General features: G+C 58.2%; 16 protein-coding genes. 8 read left to right on the top strand and 8 right to left on the bottom strand.

All coding sequences use genetic code 11. The annotated features are described in order from the left end of the window. Window positions 1-155 precede the first annotated feature (155 nt). Window positions 156-1,244, top strand: coding sequence for a hypothetical protein (locus MPRO_RS09955; RefSeq protein WP_067291249.1), 1,089 nt, complete (start codon window positions 156-158; stop codon window positions 1,242-1,244). A gap of 46 nt (window positions 1,245-1,290) precedes the next feature. On the opposite strand, the gene MPRO_RS09950 is transcribed toward MPRO_RS09955, so the two are convergent. The 6 genes from MPRO_RS09950 to urtA all read right to left on the bottom strand — a co-directional run bounded on the left by MPRO_RS09950 (window position 1,291) and on the right by urtA (window position 7,937). After that, window positions 1,291-2,127 (bottom strand): urease accessory protein UreD, encoded by an 837-nt coding sequence (locus MPRO_RS09950; protein WP_067291246.1) that lies wholly within the window; start codon window positions 2,125-2,127, stop codon window positions 1,291-1,293. Between the two features lie 49 nt (window positions 2,128-2,176). Then, window positions 2,177-2,872, bottom strand: a complete 696-nt coding sequence (urtE, locus tag MPRO_RS09945; protein ID WP_067291244.1) for an urea ABC transporter ATP-binding subunit UrtE — start codon at window positions 2,870-2,872, stop codon at window positions 2,177-2,179. Between the two features lie 129 nt (window positions 2,873-3,001). Next, the gene (urtD, locus tag MPRO_RS09940) at window positions 3,002-3,841 is read right to left on the bottom strand and encodes an urea ABC transporter ATP-binding protein UrtD (RefSeq protein ID WP_067291242.1); all 840 of its coding nucleotides are present in this window, start codon (window positions 3,839-3,841) and stop codon (window positions 3,002-3,004) included. Further along, window positions 3,838-4,926 carry an urea ABC transporter permease subunit UrtC gene (gene urtC, locus MPRO_RS09935; protein ID WP_067291239.1) on the bottom strand — a complete coding sequence of 363 codons (1,089 nt, stop codon included), beginning with the start codon at window positions 4,924-4,926 and terminating at the stop codon, window positions 3,838-3,840. Before urtC ends, urtD begins: the two co-directional genes overlap by 4 nt. Window positions 4,927-4,931: 5 nt before the next feature. Further along, window positions 4,932-6,566, bottom strand: coding sequence for an urea ABC transporter permease subunit UrtB (gene urtB, locus MPRO_RS09930; RefSeq protein WP_067291237.1), 1,635 nt, complete (start codon window positions 6,564-6,566; stop codon window positions 4,932-4,934). Between the two features lie 72 nt (window positions 6,567-6,638). Further along, window positions 6,639-7,937: an urea ABC transporter substrate-binding protein gene (urtA, locus tag MPRO_RS09925; protein WP_067291234.1), complete on the bottom strand. Its 1,299-nt coding sequence runs from the start codon at window positions 7,935-7,937 to the stop codon at window positions 6,639-6,641. Window positions 7,938-8,375: 438 nt separating this feature from the next. On the opposite strand from urtA, the gene MPRO_RS09920 reads away from it, so the two are divergent. The 3 genes from MPRO_RS09920 to MPRO_RS09910 all read left to right on the top strand — a co-directional run bounded on the left by MPRO_RS09920 (window position 8,376) and on the right by MPRO_RS09910 (window position 10,175). Next, on the top strand, window positions 8,376-8,585 hold the full coding sequence (locus MPRO_RS09920; RefSeq protein ID WP_067291231.1) for a DUF2788 domain-containing protein: 210 nt from the start codon (window positions 8,376-8,378) through the stop codon (window positions 8,583-8,585). A gap of 91 nt (window positions 8,586-8,676) precedes the next feature. After that, window positions 8,677-9,249 (top strand): LemA family protein, encoded by a 573-nt coding sequence (locus MPRO_RS09915; RefSeq protein WP_067291228.1) that lies wholly within the window; start codon window positions 8,677-8,679, stop codon window positions 9,247-9,249. Further along, a complete protein-coding gene (locus tag MPRO_RS09910; protein ID WP_067291225.1) occupies window positions 9,249-10,175 on the top strand; it encodes a hypothetical protein in 927 nt (308 codons plus the stop codon). Before MPRO_RS09915 ends, MPRO_RS09910 begins: the two co-directional genes overlap by 1 nt. A gap of 281 nt (window positions 10,176-10,456) precedes the next feature. Here the strand turns inward: MPRO_RS09910 and MPRO_RS09905 are convergent, their stop codons facing one another. Continuing rightward, window positions 10,457-10,987 (bottom strand): HugZ family pyridoxamine 5'-phosphate oxidase, encoded by a 531-nt coding sequence (locus MPRO_RS09905; RefSeq protein ID WP_067291221.1) that lies wholly within the window; start codon window positions 10,985-10,987, stop codon window positions 10,457-10,459. Window positions 10,988-11,154: 167 nt separating this feature from the next. On the opposite strand from MPRO_RS09905, the gene MPRO_RS09900 reads away from it, so the two are divergent. Then, entirely contained in the window at window positions 11,155-11,571 is a 417-nt protein-coding gene (locus MPRO_RS09900; RefSeq protein ID WP_067291218.1) for a hypothetical protein, read from the top strand. Between the two features lie 124 nt (window positions 11,572-11,695). Continuing rightward, complete coding sequence (gene kdsA, locus MPRO_RS09895; RefSeq protein ID WP_067291215.1) at window positions 11,696-12,544, top strand: 3-deoxy-8-phosphooctulonate synthase; 849 nt, start codon at window positions 11,696-11,698, stop codon at window positions 12,542-12,544. Window positions 12,545-12,660: 116 nt separating this feature from the next. On the opposite strand, the gene MPRO_RS09890 is transcribed toward kdsA, so the two are convergent. After that, on the bottom strand, window positions 12,661-13,200 hold the full coding sequence (locus MPRO_RS09890) for a hypothetical protein (protein ID WP_158651782.1): 540 nt from the start codon (window positions 13,198-13,200) through the stop codon (window positions 12,661-12,663). A gap of 464 nt (window positions 13,201-13,664) precedes the next feature. On the opposite strand from MPRO_RS09890, the gene MPRO_RS09885 reads away from it, so the two are divergent. Together MPRO_RS09885 and MPRO_RS09880 are read left to right on the top strand one after the other, a co-directional pair. Then, window positions 13,665-15,653, top strand: coding sequence for an SUMF1/EgtB/PvdO family nonheme iron enzyme (locus MPRO_RS09885; protein ID WP_158651781.1), 1,989 nt, complete (start codon window positions 13,665-13,667; stop codon window positions 15,651-15,653). 89 nt (window positions 15,654-15,742) lie between these two features. Then, complete coding sequence (locus MPRO_RS09880) at window positions 15,743-17,140, top strand: DUF4139 domain-containing protein (RefSeq protein WP_067291206.1); 1,398 nt, start codon at window positions 15,743-15,745, stop codon at window positions 17,138-17,140. Window positions 17,141-17,190: the final 50 nt, after the last annotated feature.

Here is a 17,190-nt window from a genome sequence, read left to right as displayed (position 1 = left end):
CCGCCCCCGTCATGGCGCCCATTTGCAGTCACTGCAGCATGGATACATGACCGGCGCTGAAACATTGCACAAAACAGTTGCTCAAGGCTCAGGGACGCGCCCGCATCCCGGAACAACGGAGGTTCCTACACAACTGATAACACCGGAGGTGCTCCATGTCGGCCAGGATTTTCAAGGTAATGACGCTGTTAGCCGCTACTGTGCTGGCAGGTTGCGCCTATGAGCCCTACCACAGCGATGGCGCGGTCAGGAATTACGACTACGGCTCCAGCAACAGCGGCTTTAACGATCGCTATATTAGCGATCGCTACTATGATGATTTTTATTACTATCCGAGCGTGGGTATCTATTTCAATATCCACTCCGGCTATTACTACTATCAGCATGAGCATCGCTGGGTCCGTACTCGCACGCTGCCGCGTCATTACCAACTGCACCCCGATCACCGTGTGCGCATGAAAGCTCACCGCGATCATCCCTACCGCGACTACCAGAAACACAGCCAGAATTACCGCGGTGACGGCAATCGCTGGCGCCAGCATGATGGACGCAACGACGGTCGGGGCCATAGGGACTCTGATCGTCGTCGCTCAGACCGCAACGATAGTCGCGAGCGGCAAGAACGCCACTCATCCGTCGATACCCAGAGTGACCCACGCCGCTTCGAACGCAGTACCCAGGACGACAGGCGTGTGCGCGCCGAGCGCTCAGGTGATGACCGGCGTCGGGCGGAGATGCTTCAGCGAATAAATGAGGCTAACACCACTGAAAGACGCCGGACGCAGTTTCAGGAGGCACAAGGTCGGCAGGAGTTAAGGCGTCGGCAGGAGAACCGCCAGTCTGATAACAGAGTGAACCGCAACTCAGGCCGCGCTGAGCATCCAGACCTACGGCGTCACGAGACTCGCCAGCGGGAACGGCAGGAGCGCCAAGACGGCAAAACCTCGCGCAGCGAACGGCGCGAAGCCATACAGGCAGAGAGCCGAATGGATAAAAAGGCTGAAAGACAGGCAGAAAGACAGCTAGAGAAAAAAGCCGAAAGAGTCGCAGAAAGAAGGGATCAAGGGCGCCAGGCCGCAAGGAACGAAACACAGCCCGCTAACGACAGGGCCCGCCGTACTGAAGCAAGGGCAGAAGGACGGGCAGATCGGCAGGACCCAGGCCCCGTACGCCGACGCAACGAAGGCGAGGCCCCCAGCGATGAAGACCACCGATTGCTGCGACATGATGGCCGTAACAACTAACCAGGCTAAGTACCCGAAGCGCTAACAGCGAGAGAACCCGTCGCGTTCAGGTCGACCAGATACGCGGCGGGCAGGGTTCAAGCTCCAGCAATTCTCGGCGCAGCAGCTCCCACAAGGGAATCAGCACCGCCTGAATGTCTTCGGTATTCTGCCCCAGCATGCGCACGGCCAGCACCGAATCCACCAGAGTTGCTCCAATGGCATGCTTGGCAAAATGCTCGTCAATCAGTGACTGTACCCTTTCCAGCGCAGCCTCGGTGGCAGGCAAGGCATAGAGGCTGGCCGCCATTGAATGACCGCGCATACCGGCTGCGGCACCAAACTGATCCAGCCCCCGCACCTGCAACTGATCAATCAGCACGCGCTTGCCATCAAAACGCAGTTCGCAGCGACTGTCGACGCTGCCAAAACTGAAATTTTCATTATTGGCGGGGCGCCCCAAACACTGGAATTCCCAGCCGATAAAGCGCCCGCCTGCCGCCACATCAATACGGCTGCGCAAACGACTCGATGCGCCGGGAAAGAAGATATTTTCCTGCGGCAACCACTCCAGAATACCGCCATCCTCTACCCAGAAGTGCTGGCACTGATGTGCGGTGAGTCCTGCACAACGATAAAATTTGGTGGCACCAGGGGTGGTCAGCAGCGCATGGGCGCCATCCCCAACCCGCACATCGATCTCCAGTTCATCACCTCCCACCACCCCGCCGGGGGGATGCAGCAGGTAGCTGTGGCAGATCCCATCCTGGGGATAAAAAGGCCGCTGCACCGCCAAGGGCCCATGCATACTGCGATGCACCAGGCGGGTTTTGCCACCGCGGGACTCATACCCCAGCTCCAGTCGGGCCTGCCAGCCGCGCTCTGCCTGTGCCGCCATCTGCATACTCACTTCCCTCTCCCTGCCACTGGGTTCACTTTATGCATGTCCGCGATCACACCGTCAGGTATTTGCGTATCAGGCTATCGTCCAGCCTGTCCATGGCGCCTGTTGCCACACTGCGGCCGCGATCAAGGATGCAGAAATGATCCGCAACCTTGCGGGCGAACGGCAGCTTCTGCTCCACCAGCAACACAGTCAGGCCGAACTCGCGGTTCAGGTGACGGATAATATCGCCGATCTCCTGCACCACATTCGGCTGAATGCCTTCAGTAGGCTCATCCAGTATCAATAGCTGCGGATCCACCACTAGCGCCCGACCAATCGCCAGCTGCTGCTGCTGACCGCCCGACAGATCACCGCCGCGCCGGTTCAGCATCTGTTTGAGCACAGGGAACAGCTCGAAAATGTAATCCGGTATCTTGCGATCGCCACGCTTGCGAACCGGCAAGCCCACCTGCAGATTCTCTTCCACGCTCAGCAGCGGAAAGATCTGCCGTCCCTGGGGCACATAGCCCACGCCCAGACGCGGACGCTGCTCCACCGAGCGCGCCAGAAGATCCTGGCCCGCCAGCTCAATCTGGCCACTCTTGACCGCCTGATGCCCCATGATGCATTGCAACAGTGTGGTCTTGCCCACGCCATTGCGGCCCATCAGTACCGTGCATTTGCCCTTGGGAACGTCCAGCTCCACATCCCAAAGGGTATGGCTTTCACCGTAAAACTGGTTAAGACCTGTAACTTTGAGCATGCGTTAATCCCCGAGGTAAACTTCAAAAACGTGAGCCGATTGCTTTGCACCGGGCCCAGTTTGGCCAAGAGTCCACAGGCGATGCACCTCACCGTAAGGCGGGTTTAGAACTGTCACATTCAACATGCCTTATTCCCCGAGGTAAACTTCAACAACCTTGCGATTATTCTGTACCTGCTCCATGGTGCCTTCGGCCAGTACCGATCCCTGATGCAGCACCGTCACGGTACGATCCTTGCCCGCCAGGTTGCGTACAAAGTCCATATCATGCTCCACCACCACCACCGAATGCTCACCGGCAAGGGAGATCAGCAGCTCAGCGGTGCGGTCCATTTCCTGGTGCGTCATGCCGGCTACGGGTTCATCCACCAGCAGCAGACGCGGTCGCTGCATAAGCAGCATGCCGATCTCAAGCCACTGCTTCTGACCGTGGGACAGACTGCCGGCACGCAGCCCGCGCTGCTCAACCAGACCAATCATTTCCGCCACCTTGTCGAGGTGATCCCGCTGCTCACCGGTCAGCTTGCTGCTGATGATCGACCAGAGACCGCGGTCTCCTTCCATCGACAATTCCAGATTTTCCGCCACTGACAGAAACTCGAACACCGTGGGCTTTTGGAACTTGCGCCCTATACCCGCCTGGGCAATAGCAGGCTCATCCAGCTCCAGCAGATTAATACTCTGGCCAAACCAGGCCGAGCCGCTGTCGGGCGTCGTTTTTCCGGTGATGATGTCCATCATGGTGGTCTTGCCGGCGCCGTTGGGGCCTATAATGCAGCGCAGCTCGCCATCGTTGATATAAAGGTTCAGGTCATTGATGGCCTTGAAGCCGTCAAAGCTGACCGAAATACCTTCCAGATACAGCAGCACGTTGTGACTGACATCAATGTTGCGATACTGCGCCCCCTGCATAAAGGGGTACACATGTTCGCGGTCCAGCATTTGTTCAAAAACAGTAGCCACCTTCATGCGCTGGCCTCCTTGCGACGCAACAGACCGGTGATGCCACGCGGCAGCAGCAGCGTAACCAGCACAAACAGACCACCCAGGGCGAAGAGCCAGACTTCCGGCAGCTCGGCGGTGAAGTAGGTCTTGGCGTAGTTGATCACAAGAGCGCCCACCACGGCGCCGTACAGGGTTGCCCGGCCACCCACAGCCACCCAGACCACCACTTCAATGGAGTTCAGCGGTGAGAACTCGCCGGGGTTGATAATGCCGACCTGAGGCACGTAGAGCGCACCGGCAATACCGGCCAGCATGGCGGATACGGTAAAGACACCGAGCTTTACGTTCTCGACTCTGTAACCGATAAAGCGCGCACGGGACTCGGCATCACGCACCGCCACACAGACACGCCCAAGGCGACCGTTCATCAGTATCCGGCACAGCAGATATCCCAGCATCAGCGCCACCGCGGAGGCAACAAATAGGCCGATGCGGGTCTCGTCCGACTGCAGATCAAAGCCCAGCAGTTCCTTGAAGTCGGTCAGGCCGTTGTTGCCGCCAAAGCCCATTTCATTGCGAAAGAACGCCAGCATCAGCGCGTAGGTCAGCGCCTGGGTAATAATCGACAGATAGACCCCCGACACCCGGGACCGGAACGCCAGGGCACCGAAAACAAAGGCCAGCAGACCCGGCACCAGCAGCACCATCAGGGCCGCGAACCAGAACTGATCAAAACCGTTCCAGAACCAGGGCAGCTGATCCCAGCTCAGGAACACCATGAAGTCCGGCAGGTCGGGGTTGCCATAAACACCCCTATCACCGATCTGGCGCATCAGGTACATGCCCATGGCATAACCACCCAGGGCGAAGAAGGCTGCGTGGCCCAGGGTCAGAATCCCCAGATAGCCCCAGACCAGATCCACCGCCACCGCCAGCAGCGCCAGGGTCAGATACTTGCCCATCAGCGTCACTGTGTAGGTGGGAATATGCAACGCATGGCCCGCCGGTACCATCAGGTTCAGCAGCGGCACCGCGATGACCAGCACCAGCAGTACCCCCAGCAGAATCTGGCCACCACGATCACCCTTGAGAGCATTCATAATAAACATCGCTATCAGCCCTCCGCTGCACGGCCGCGTTGCGGAAAGAGCCCACGCGGTCGTTTTTGTATAAACAGAATGATGAACACAAGCACCAGAATCTTCGCCAGCACAGCACCGGCCCAGGGCTCCAGTACCTTGTTGGCAATACCCAGGCTCAGACCCGCCACCAGGGTGCCCCAGAGGTTACCGACACCGCCAAACACCACCACCATGAATGAGTCGATGATATAGGCCTGGCCGAGGTTGGGCCCCACGTTGGTCAGCTGCGACAGTGCCACACCGGCGACACCCGCCACGCCCGAACCCAGACCAAAGGTCATGGCATCGACCCACTTGGAGCGCACCCCCATGGCCCGCGCCATGGCACGGTTCTGCGATACAGCACGCACCTGCAAACCCAGCGGTGTGCGCTTGAGCACCATCACCAGCGCCACAAACACCAGCAGGCAGAACAGGATGATATAAAGCCGACTCAGGGTCAGGGACAGCACCGGATTGATCTCAACCATGCCGCTCATCCACTCAGGCGTGGAGACGGAACGGTTCAGCGGTGAGAACACCGAGCGCACGGCTTGCTGCAGAATCAGACTGATACCAAAGGTTGCCAGCAGGGTTTCCAGCGGGCGGCCGTAAAGAAATCGAATAACACCGCGCTCGATGGCTACACCCACCAGCGCCGATACCATAAAGGCCGCCGGAATCGCCACCAGGATAGAAGCGCCCAGATGATTGGGCATTAATTGCTGCACGACGTAGGTGGTGTAAGCCCCCAGCATAATCAGTTCGCCATGAGCCATGTTGATCACGCCCATAACGCCAAAGGTGATGGCAAGACCGATACCCGCCAATACCAGTACCGACCCCAGGCTAATACCGAAATAGAGGGTTTCAACCATGCCATAAAGGCGAATCTGCTCGTCTATGCCGTTAAGTGCCAGCTGTGCCTTCTGCTTGACCACCGGGCTGACATCGGACTCCGCCACCTGGGTCAGAGCCGTGCGCACCGGCGGTTCCAGTGACCCTTCAACGCGCTCAACCGCCTGCAGGCGGGCGGCTTCATCACCGTTTCTTAAATCGTTCACCGCCAGGGCGACCTGTATCAGGTCGCGCACGGCGGCAACCGGCTCCGCACCTATGCGCTTGCGCAGCACGGCGACGGATTCATCACTCAGCTCGCCGAGCAACTTGCGTACTGCAGCCTCACGCTGGGCAGGGTCCTCGGACTTGAGCCCGATCTCCGCCAGTGCCAGACCTATCTGGCCACGCATCAGATTGTTGAGCGTGACCTTCTTGAAATCGCGGGTTTTCTCGATTGTGAGGGCCGATGCATCCAGCAGGTCGACTGCCTGGGCCCCGGTCTCGGCCACTGGGATCTTGAACAGCCGATCGTCATCCTTGCGGTAGTAAAGCTCGCCTTCCTGGATCAGACTCAGGATTTCCTCGGTGCGCGGATGAGCCGATTCGACCAGCAGCGCTACCGCGCGGGCCTTGTCGTCGAATTTTTTCACCAGCAACGCACTGGCTTCTGCCAAAGTCCCGTCCTTTTCGGCGGATTTGGCATCCAGCGAAAATGTCAGCACGAGCGTCACGAGCATCCAGAGCGCAATAAAGGGTAGCAGTCTGACTACAGACTTGGGGATGGGCATGCTGTTCTCCCAACAGTTCAATCAAGCGGGGCCAGGCTAGTGCCAGGCCCCGTCACGGCACTTCAGTTCAAATCAGAAATTCTGACCCGAGCACTTGGCGGTTTTGGTGTTGTAGTTGCCGCAAGACAGCGGTGCGCGCCAGTCGGAGATGATGTCCTTGGAGCCTTCCAGGTAGTCGGACCAGGCATCACCCGCCACGGTACCCGAGGTCTGCCAAACCACTTCGAACTGACCATCATCCTGAATCTCGCCAATCATTACCGGCTTGGTGATATGGTGGTTAGGCATCATGGTGGAGTAGCCACCGGTCAGGTTCGGCACGGCCACACCGATAATGGATTCCTGCACCGCGGCAGGGTCGGTGGTGCCCGCTTTCTTCACGGCCTCAACCCACATGTTAAAGCCGATATAGTGGGCTTCCATAGGGTCGTTTGAGACGCGCTTGTCATCCTTGGTGTAGGCATGCCAGCCGTCGATAAAGCTGTCGTTGGTTTCGCTGTCCACGCTCATGAAATAGTTCCAGGCCGCCAGGTGGCCGACCAGGGGCGCGGTGTCGATACCCGAAAGCTCTTCCTCACCCACGGAGAAGGCAACAACCGGGATATCGCCGGCAGCAACACCCTGGGAGCCAAGTTCCTTGTAAAACGGCACGTTGGCATCACCATTGATGGTGGATACCACTGCGGTCTTTTTGCCTTCGGCGCCAAATTTCTTGATATCAGACACTATGGACTGCCAGTCGGAATGACCGAAAGGCGTGTAGTTGATCATGATATCTTCAGCCGCCACGCCCTTGGCCTTGAGGTAGGCTTCCAGAATCTTGTTGGTGGTGCGCGGGTAAACATAATCGGTACCCGCCAGTACCCAGCGCTCAACCCCCAGATCGTTCATCAGGTAGTCCACGGCAGGCACGGCCTGCTGGTTGGGTGCAGCACCGGTGTAGAAGACGTTTTTGGAGGACTCTTCACCTTCGTACTGCACCGGGTAAAACATGATGCTGTCGAGTTCTTCCACCACCGGCAGTACGGACTTGCGTGATACCGAGGTCCAGGCACCGAAGATAGCGTCTACCCCGTTCTTGGAAATCAGCTCGCGGGCCTTTTCAGCGAACAGCGGCCAGTTTGAAGCGGGATCCACCACCACCGCTTCGAGCTGTTTACCCAGCAGACCGCCTTTCTTGTTCTGTTCTTCAATCAGCATCAACATGGTGTCTTTGAGCGTGGTTTCGCTGATCGCCATGGTGCCCGACAGGGAATGCAGGATACCGACCTTGATCGTGTCTTCAGCTGCAACCGCCACATTCATGGACACAGCCAGTGCCAGCGCGGACAGAGTCCCGATCACAGCGGATTTGGAAGCCTTGGTTTTCATCTACAGTCACCCCTTGCCATTTAAAGTGTGTCAGTCTGAAACATGCGACCTGACCTACTGCAAAGGTGGTGCCAGTTTTAAAATAACGCCCAGATACGGGGCCAGGCGGCCCGAAAACCAGCCCTGTCCAGACCCAGAAAAGCGCCATCCCTGCGCCACAATGCGCCCTCATCGCGCACGTTTTTTCGCCCCAACAGGCCGCCGCACCACAAAGAAGCATTCTGCATTGCGACCCGGCCCCACAACGGGGCTCGGCCCCTTCACAGCAAAAGTGCGCCGCAACTGGCCTGACCTTGCACTCTTTTTGGGCCCTTTACTTTGCCTTGGTGCAGCGCGATCCAACCCCGCGCAAAAGCAATTACCGATGCGTTTTCTGGCGCCCTTTCATGCTGTACAATCTGCGACCAAATTATGGCCCTGGCCTCAAGGAGCAAGTACGTGCGTCTGGCTGAAATGGAATCTCTTGCGTTGAACATTGGTCTGGTTATGTTCGCAGCCTTTGTGTTTTTCATCATTTATGACCTGGCAAAGAAGTCCAACGCCGGCAAATTTGGCACTTTCATCCTTTTTGGTGCCCTCGGCCTTGGGCTGGCCGCATTTCTCGTCAAGACTCTGGTCGTCGAGATGATGGGCAGTGGGCACATCTAAGCCTCGTCACCCGGATTCACAGCAGCCGCAGCGCCCATTCCGGCAAAGGGGTGCGCTATAGTGATCACCTCATCAAGCTAGGAAGACTTTCATGGATCCGATGACTCTGATTCTGCTGGCCGCCGCCGTGTTACTGGTGCTCTACGGTATCTCGCTGTACAACAATCTGGTTCGCCTCAAACACAATGTGTCCAAGGCCTGGGCCAATATCGATGTGCTGCTCAAGCAGCGCCATGACGAGCTGCCCAAGCTGGTCGAAACCTGCAAACAGTACATGGGCTACGAACAGCAGACGCTGGAAGCCGTGATGAAAGCCCGCAACGCCGTCGCCCAGGCGCGCGAAGCCCAGGACATAAAAGCCGTTGGCAAGGCCGAAACACAGATGCGCTTCGGCCTTGGCAATCTGTTTGCCGTCGCCGAAGCCTACCCCGACCTCAAAGCCAGCGAGTCTTTCCAGCACCTGCAGGGCCGCATCACCGGCCTTGAAAGCGGCATTGCCGACAGGCGCGAGTTCTACAACGAATCGGTAAACCTCAACAACATCCGCATCGAGCAGTTTCCCGATACCCTGATTGCCGGAAAATTCGGTTTCAAGGCCGCGGATCTGCTGGAATTCGAAGACGAACAGAAAGCCGACGTTAACATCAAGGCGCTCTTCGGCTGATGCTGCTGGATACAAATGCGCTGGAACAGCACGAAGTATTGATTACTCTTGGGATTAGCTGCGCGGTGGTTCTGGCCGGCTTCTGGTTTGGCTTTCGCTGCCTCAAACGTTATCGCCTGATCGCAGACACGCCGACCGCCCGGGTGCAGTCGGCACATCAGGGGTATGTCGAACTGCAGGGCCAGGCTCTGCCAAGCCCCGGCGGCCTGCTCCACTCCCCTCTCACCGGGCGTGAATGTGTCTGGTATCACTACAAGGTGGAACGGGAAAAGGGCAGCGGCAAGAACCGCCGCTGGGTGTGCGAGCGCGAGGGCACCTCGGACGAGTGGTTCCAGCTCAGTGATCCCAGCGGTATCTGCCAGATCGATCCCGAGGGAGCCGAAGTCAAGGCTCAGGTGCGCAAGCGCTGGCATGGCCGCACCCCTAGCCCTGTAGGCGGGCCACCACAGCACAGCCCCCGCATTCGATTTAATATCAGCTTTGGCGGCAGCCGCTATCGCTACCTGGAAGAACTGATACTGGAATACGAAAGCGTTTATGCCCTGGGCCGATTCCACAGCCTGGGGGGCGGGCGCGATCAACTGGATCAGAGCCTGGAAGTTGGCGAGCTTATCCGCCAGTGGAAGGCCGACTTTCAGCAACTGCTGGCGCGCTTTGACGGCAACCGCAACGGTCAGCTGGATCCGGATGAATGGCAACAGGTGCAAACCCAGGCCCGCAACGAAATCATGCAGCGCCAGAAAGAACTGCACAAACTGCCCACGGTGCATGTACTGATGCGCCCGGAAGAATCGGATCAGCCCTACCTGCTATCCACCTACGACGAAGAAAAGCTGGCCAAGCGCTATCGCTGGTTCGCCTACGGCTGTTTCGTAGCCCTGCTGGGTGCCAGCTGGATCGCCGGCGAAATGCTGCAGGCGCTCTAACGCAGCCGCTTGATGCGTGACTATTAACCTGGTTAATACATGAAGCAGGGATGCTTCATCATTGGCCACAGGCCAATGCGAACGCCATCTCTTCGCCCCCCCCAAGAAGGCCAGCAAGTCCATGCACTTGCGCCCATTCTTTTAAGCTAAAGAGTTCTGGCGTGACGGACAAATAGGGAGGGAACCTATTTGTCCACCGGGTGGATAGGATGGTCGTGTTACTTTATTTGCACGCGCAAATCAGTCGGCTCTCGCTACGGCCAGCATTCTCGGACAGCCTCCTAGTCCGCTTCCCCTGCTGAGCGTCGGCGCAAGCGGTCGGCATCTATATGACGCAGTTCGCCACTGTGCACATCCAGCTCATAGGCGCGCCCAAAGCCCACAACGTAAGTGCCGGATAGTGGCACCAGCGCCAGCAGATGAAAATCCGCCAGGCTGCGCAACTGAGCGATCAGCGGGCCAAAACGCGCCTGCATGCACTGCAGTATTGGCTCGTAGTCGGCATGATCGCGCTGAACTTCTTCGGCGCGACAGCGTAACGTCAGGCGCTCGCGGGCAAACAGATTGCTCGCCTGCGCTTCCGGCTGAATCAGCATCACCGAGGCCGCAGGCTCACGCAGCAGATTGCCGGTATGGGCCGCCAGCGCACTGATAAAGATACAAAAGCGCCCACGCTCATCCCGTACAAAGGGCGCATAACTGATGTCCGCCCGACCATCCGCCGCCACCGTAGCCAGTGACAGCGTTGCCACAGAATCGATCAGAGCCGCGTAGCCCGCCTCGACGGCCGCCTGCTGTTGTGCTGAGTCCATCTGTCCGTCCGCAATTATTGAGTTATTACTAAAAAAACCTGTTCAGGTTACTTTCACCCTGGCCGATATACTCTAGGTACAAGGGCGCCACTGGACAAGCACAGGGAAAAACAGACTCCCTGAGTGCTGATACAAGGGCCTTGAGTCATCTGATTGCGGAGGTTGTTATGCGCAACCAACAACGTTTTATCCGCCACCCCGACGAGATCCCACTCGAACTTCAGGTTGTCGAATCCGTTTGCGATACCACACCTCTGCCCATGCCACTTGGGTTGCTGTGCCGCTCGGCCGCCATGCTCGCCAGCGGGCAGCAAGTCAGCATCAGCACCGGTGATTTTGCCCATGAAACGGCCATATCAGGCAAGATTGAATGGTGTCGTGCCCACCAGGACCATTATGAGCTGCATATTCGCTTCGCCAGCGACGAGCACGCCCAGCGCATGCGCATGTTCGAGCAGGTTTGTCATATCCGCCGTTACCGCCAGTGGGTGCAGGATCAGCAGGGCCGCAGCCTGAGCGAGGACGAAGCCGCGCTGGAATGGATCGCCAAATATGCCGCACTTTTCCCATCGAATAACTTATAATCGGGCCTTTCAGGCAGACTGATCAAACTCGGATCCCTGACGTCTTATTGAGGCTCGCCTCCAAAGGTTACGGCTACACGGATCAGTAACGTCTTCCAAAGAACTCCGGCTATGGTAGGAAACAATGCAGCAGAAAGTCATTCGCGTAGGTGAAATCGAGATCGCCAACGACAAGCCCATGGTGCTCTTCGGTGGCATGAATGTGCTGGAATCCCGCGACCTGGCGATGAAAATCGCCGAGCATTACGTCGAAGTCACTACCAAGCTCGGCATTCCCTATGTATTCAAGGCGTCCTTCGACAAGGCTAACCGCTCATCTCTGGGTTCGTTCCGTGGTCCGGGCCTGGATGAAGGTCTGAAAATTCTGCAGGAAATCAAAAGCACCTTTAAGGTTCCGCTGATTACCGACATTCATGAGCCCGGTCAGGCGGCTCCGGCGGCAGAAGTCTGCGACATTATCCAGCTGCCGGCCTTTCTGTCACGCCAGACGGATCTCGTCAGCGCCATGGCTAAAACCCAGGCCGTGATCAATATCAAGAAAGCGCAGTTTCTGGCGCCCCACGAAATGAAGCACATTCTGCACAAGTGTGAAGAAGCCGGTAATGATCAGCTGATACTGTGCGAACGTGGCAGCAGCTTTGGCTACAACAACCTGGTGGTCGACATGCTGGGCTTTACCATCATGAAAGAGTATGGCTACCCGGTCATGTTCGATGCCACCCACGCCCTGCAGATGCCAGGTGGCCGTGCCGATTCCGCCGATGGCCGCCGCGCCATGGTCGCACAGCTGTCTCGCGCGGGCCTCTCCCAGGGTATCGCCGGGCTTTTCCTTGAGTCCCACCCCGATCCCGAAAAAGCCATGTGCGATGGCCCCTGCGCCCTGCCCCTGGCCAAGCTTGAACCTTATCTGGCGCAGATGAAGGCAGTAGACGAATTGGTCAAAAGCTTCGCAGCACTGGACACCTCTGCCTGAGTCGCCAGGGCGGTTTGAGAACCAGGGCGAGAGCCACAGCCTAAAACAATAAAGCGCCCGAGAGGCGCTTTATTGTTTTAGGGATTAGTGCCCTGTCCGTCTTGTGAATTTAAAACCTAAAGCTTGCGCTGCAATATATCCTGCAAGGCTGCACTTAACAGATAGGGACTCGGCGCCGCAATGGCGTTGGGCGCCAGGCGACACATTTCCAGCGTTGGCAGAAAACTGTCCAGCCTGTGCCTGACCGCTATCGGCAATTCATCCCGCGGCAAAAAGTTGATGATAGAGTCAGCCACATCCACCACGCCATAGGTCGTATTGCCCCCCGCAAAAACAGTGTAGATAACACCCGTATCGGTCAACTCCTTGGCGAAATGGCCATTAGCGCCCAGCACAATATTGTAATTGTCACAGCCATAGAGCAAAGCCCCTGCCGCCGCAGGCTCCTGTTCATCGGTAGGATCAAGCTGCGCATCCTGTAACAGTCGCTGCTGCAGAGCCTCCGCCTCAGCCAATGCAAGAGCGTGCTGCTCACCCAGCACATCGAAAGATTCCGACGGCCCATAAATGCCAACCAGGTTATCGGGCACATTAAAATAGAACAGCCCCGAGAAAAACAGCGCGACAGCGATGCAGCCCATGTATAAATTACGCATGGTGGCCTCTGTGCCAGAGGCTCAGATCTCGTGCTGCAGGGAGGGAATATCCGGAAGTCGTCGTGGATCTGGTCAGGGGTATAAAGAGTGCACAGCGGCTTAACGCTTGCCATGACCTCCCCATAGGCACCCGTGTGTTTGCACAAAACACCAGCGTACACAAAGAGCGCCTCGGACTGATGCCGAAACAAATGTGATTCATTGCGCTACATCCCTGTAACTCCGGCAGGAAACCTGCGATAGCAGCCCTTGGGTACCGGATTGAATACACACCGGCACCTCAATGTGCCGATATCAAAGCAAGGTTTCCTTGTCTGCAGAATGCCTTGCCTACTATAGAGCCGGAACAGTACCACAGCGGCCGCCGGACCGGCATAGGCGTAATGCCTAAATACCCGTGCCGGCCACCCAGATCCGCTATTGAATTCGCATACTTAAACTGCGCTATTATGGGTAGCTTGTATTTGGCACAAACTACGACACAGAATGGCGAAACGGAGGCGCTTCTGGACAGAACCAACCCACTGCTGACACAAGGCCTGACGCTGGGTCCTGATCATCATCGCTTTCAGCTCGGCGCACCGCTTGATACCCACCCTCTGGGCGAACTCTGGCAGGCCCGAGATATGAGCACCCGGCCGGAAACCCCGGTCACCCTGCTATTAATAGCCCCTGCACTCCTGGGCAATAGCGCCTTTGTGAACGCCTTCAAGAAGCAGATGCTATTAAGCAAGGCGCTAAAGCATCCCCATGTACTTGCGAGCTACGGCTACTTCCTGGATAAGACCGGACAGCTATTCAGCGCCCATGAAGCCGTCGATGGCCTCACCCTGGCCCAACTGTTCAGCCGCGGTCAGGCGCGCAAGCTCTCCCAGGCCAAACAGCGGGCACTGCTTGGCCAGCTGGCGCAGGCACTGGACGCCGGGCACCAGGTACTGCGACAACCCCACGGCGCCCTGAGCCCGGCCCAAATTTTTATCAATCGCCAGGGCGGCGTGAAGCTGCTCGGCTTCGCCTGCCAGGAAGCCCTGCAGGCCGCCGGCAACCCGGATGACAGGGCAGCACCTTACCAGGCCCCGGAAACCGACATTCCAAGCCGGCTAAGCATAATGTCGGATCAGTACTCCCTCGCCCTGATCAGCCTGCAGCTACTCAGCGGCAACCTGCCGGCACAGGCCCCCGGAGAACCCCTTAACATCGAAAGCCAGGCCAGGCCCGGCAAAATTACCGCAGCCCAGTGGCCATTGCTACAGCAGGCGCTCGCCACAGAACCTGGCAAGCGCCCCAAGGGCGCCACCCGCTGGGTGCAGCAGTTATTCACGCCACCGGAACAGCCTGTGGAGGCCCCACCACAGGACAGAGCCAAGGCTCTGCACCAAGGCACCGAGAGCACAGCACCAAACAGCCATTTTGAAACGCTGCGCCAGCGCCTAAGCGGCTTTTTGACCCCCGGCCGTATCGCAGGCAGCGCGCTCTTTGCCGGCGGGCTGGTGCTGGGTATATGGCTCGGGCTCTGGCTTGGCCAACCGCCGGTTAATCCACTGCAACAGCAATTGCAGCGCCTGGCCGAACAAAACGCCGAGCTGTCGACAGCGCTTGAGGTATTGAAGAATCAGTCCCCTGCCTACTCTCAGCCGGCCTTGGCCAATAACACTGTGCAGCAAGCGGGCGAGCCCACAAATGATCGCTTTCGCGGTGATCGCACAACCCCCGGCGGCTTCTTTTTCGATGAGCTTGCACAGGGTGACTATGGGCCTGAGATGGTACACCTTCCCCGCGGGGATTTTTTGATGGGCTCAGAGTCGCGCCAGAGTGATGACAATGAAAAGCCTGTACACCAAGTCACCATCAGCCACGGCGTCGCCCTGGCCCGCCACGAAGTCACTTTTGCAGACTATGACCTCTTTGCCGCCGCCACCGGACGGGATCTGCCAGACGACAATGGCTGGGGCCGCGGTCGACAGCCGGCGATCAATGTCAGCTGGTCCGATGCCCGAGCCTATGCCCAGTGGCTCGCCGACGAAACCGGCCAGCCCTACCGGCTGCCCAGCGAAGCCGAATGGGAATATGCGGCTCGCGCTGGCACCCAGAGTCCGTATTGGTGGGGGGATGAACTTGGCCGCGGTTTTGCGGTCTGTGACGAGTGCGGCAGTGAATGGGATGGCAAACAGCCCGCGCCGGTTGGCAGCCTCGATGCCAACCCCTGGGGACTGTTTGATCTCAACGGCAATGTCGATGAATGGGTGCAGGACTGTTATGCAGACAACCATGAGGGTGCGCCCAGCGATGGCTCTGCACGCCAGCAAAGCGGCTGTGACTACCGCGTTATGCGCGGGGGCTCCTGGTTCGATATAGGTCGCCTGGTAAGGTCCTCCAGCCGTTACCGCAATCCGCCAGCCGGGCGGAGATCCAGCTGGGGCTTTCGGGTTGCGGTAGACCTGCCCTCGCAGTGATAACAGGTAAGAATGCGATAGCAAATACACCCAGGCTCAGATTGGCGGGAGATCCCCGCCTCTGCCCTGCATAACATGGAGCATGTTTAATGAAAGCCCGCCATAGCGCCCCTGTCGCTCTGTTGATGACCCTGAGCGCTCAGCTGTACGCTGCAACACCCTCGCCGCTGAGCATTGATGCCAGCGCCCAGAAGGGCGTGACCCTGACCGTCTATACCCAGAACCTCGGGCTGGTGCGCGATAGCCGAGCCCTGCCGGCTCTGGCACCCGGCCAGGCCGTTATCATTCAGGATGTAAGCCGCCAAATGCAGACCGAAACCCTGTCCATCAAGGGCGCCGGCCAGATCCTGGAGCAGAATCTGAACACCAACCTGCTGTCCCATCAATCCCTGCTGCAATATTACCTGGGCCAGGAACTGCAGCTGGCCAGGCGCAATCCCGCCAGTGGTGACGAAAGCATCACCACAGTCACCCTGCTGAGCATCGAGGGCGATCGCGCTTTGGTACGAAGTGACAGCCAGATTGAAAGTATCCCGCTAAATACCGACTGGCGTTTTATCTTCCCGTCTCTGCCCGCGCACCTGAGCAGCAAACCCAGTCTTGAGTTTCGTACCCAGGGCACAGATAGCCCCGCCGAGGCTACGTTCAGCTACCTCACCGGCGGCCTGAGCTGGCAGATGGACTATGTTATGACCCTCAATAAAGGCGGCAGTCAGATGTCGCTCGAAGGTCTTGCTACGCTGCACAATTCCAGCGGCGTCGACTTTGAAAACGCTCGCTTCCAGCTGATGGCAGGCACCCTGAATCAGCCGGCACCCGAGTCCTACCGCAAGGCCAATGTCGCCATGGCTTCCATGGCTGCCGATGGCGGGGCAGCGCCTGCCGCCTTTGAGGACTACCAGCTCTATACCTTGCCCAACAGCACCAGCCTGTTGGACCAGCAGCAAAAACAGCTGCCGCTGGTCAGCACTGCCGCGCTGGCGGTCAAACGGGAATACCGCCACGAATTTCTCGCCATGCCACGCCCGGACAACCAGCGCCATAGCTCGGCACCGCAAACCTGGCTCAGCTTCCAGAATGGCGATGCAACCCCGCTTCCCGGCGGTGCCGTGCGCACCTTTGCACCCGATGAAGACGGCCGCCTGCAGTTTATCGGCGGCAGCCAGATTGATCATACCGCCACAGGCCAGACAGTGGAGCTGATGCTTGGCGAAGCTTTTGATCTGAGCGTTGAGCGCCAGCAAACGCTGCTCACCAAAGACTACGACAGCTACGTGGCCGAGTACGAAGTACTGGTGCGCAACAGCGGCAGCGACGCCAAACAGCTGAATCTGGCCGTCAATTTTGCCCAGCCCTGGACGCTGGAGCACGCCAGCCAGGCCATGGGCGAAAGCCTTGGAGGCCGTGCGCACTGGACGCTGGATATTCCCGCCAAAGACAAAACCATGCTGCGGTTTCGCGTCAAACTGAAAAACCCGACGCCTTGAAAGCGAGGGGCTAGGGGCGAGGTACGAGGGGCTAGGAGCTAGGAGCTAGG

The organism is Marinobacterium profundum, from assembly GCF_001528745.1.
In the GTDB taxonomy this organism is placed as follows: domain Bacteria; phylum Pseudomonadota; class Gammaproteobacteria; order Pseudomonadales; family Balneatricaceae; genus Marinobacterium_A; species Marinobacterium_A profundum.
Note: the sequence above shows the minus strand (reverse complement) of the source record. Positions and strands in the feature narration are given on the sequence as shown.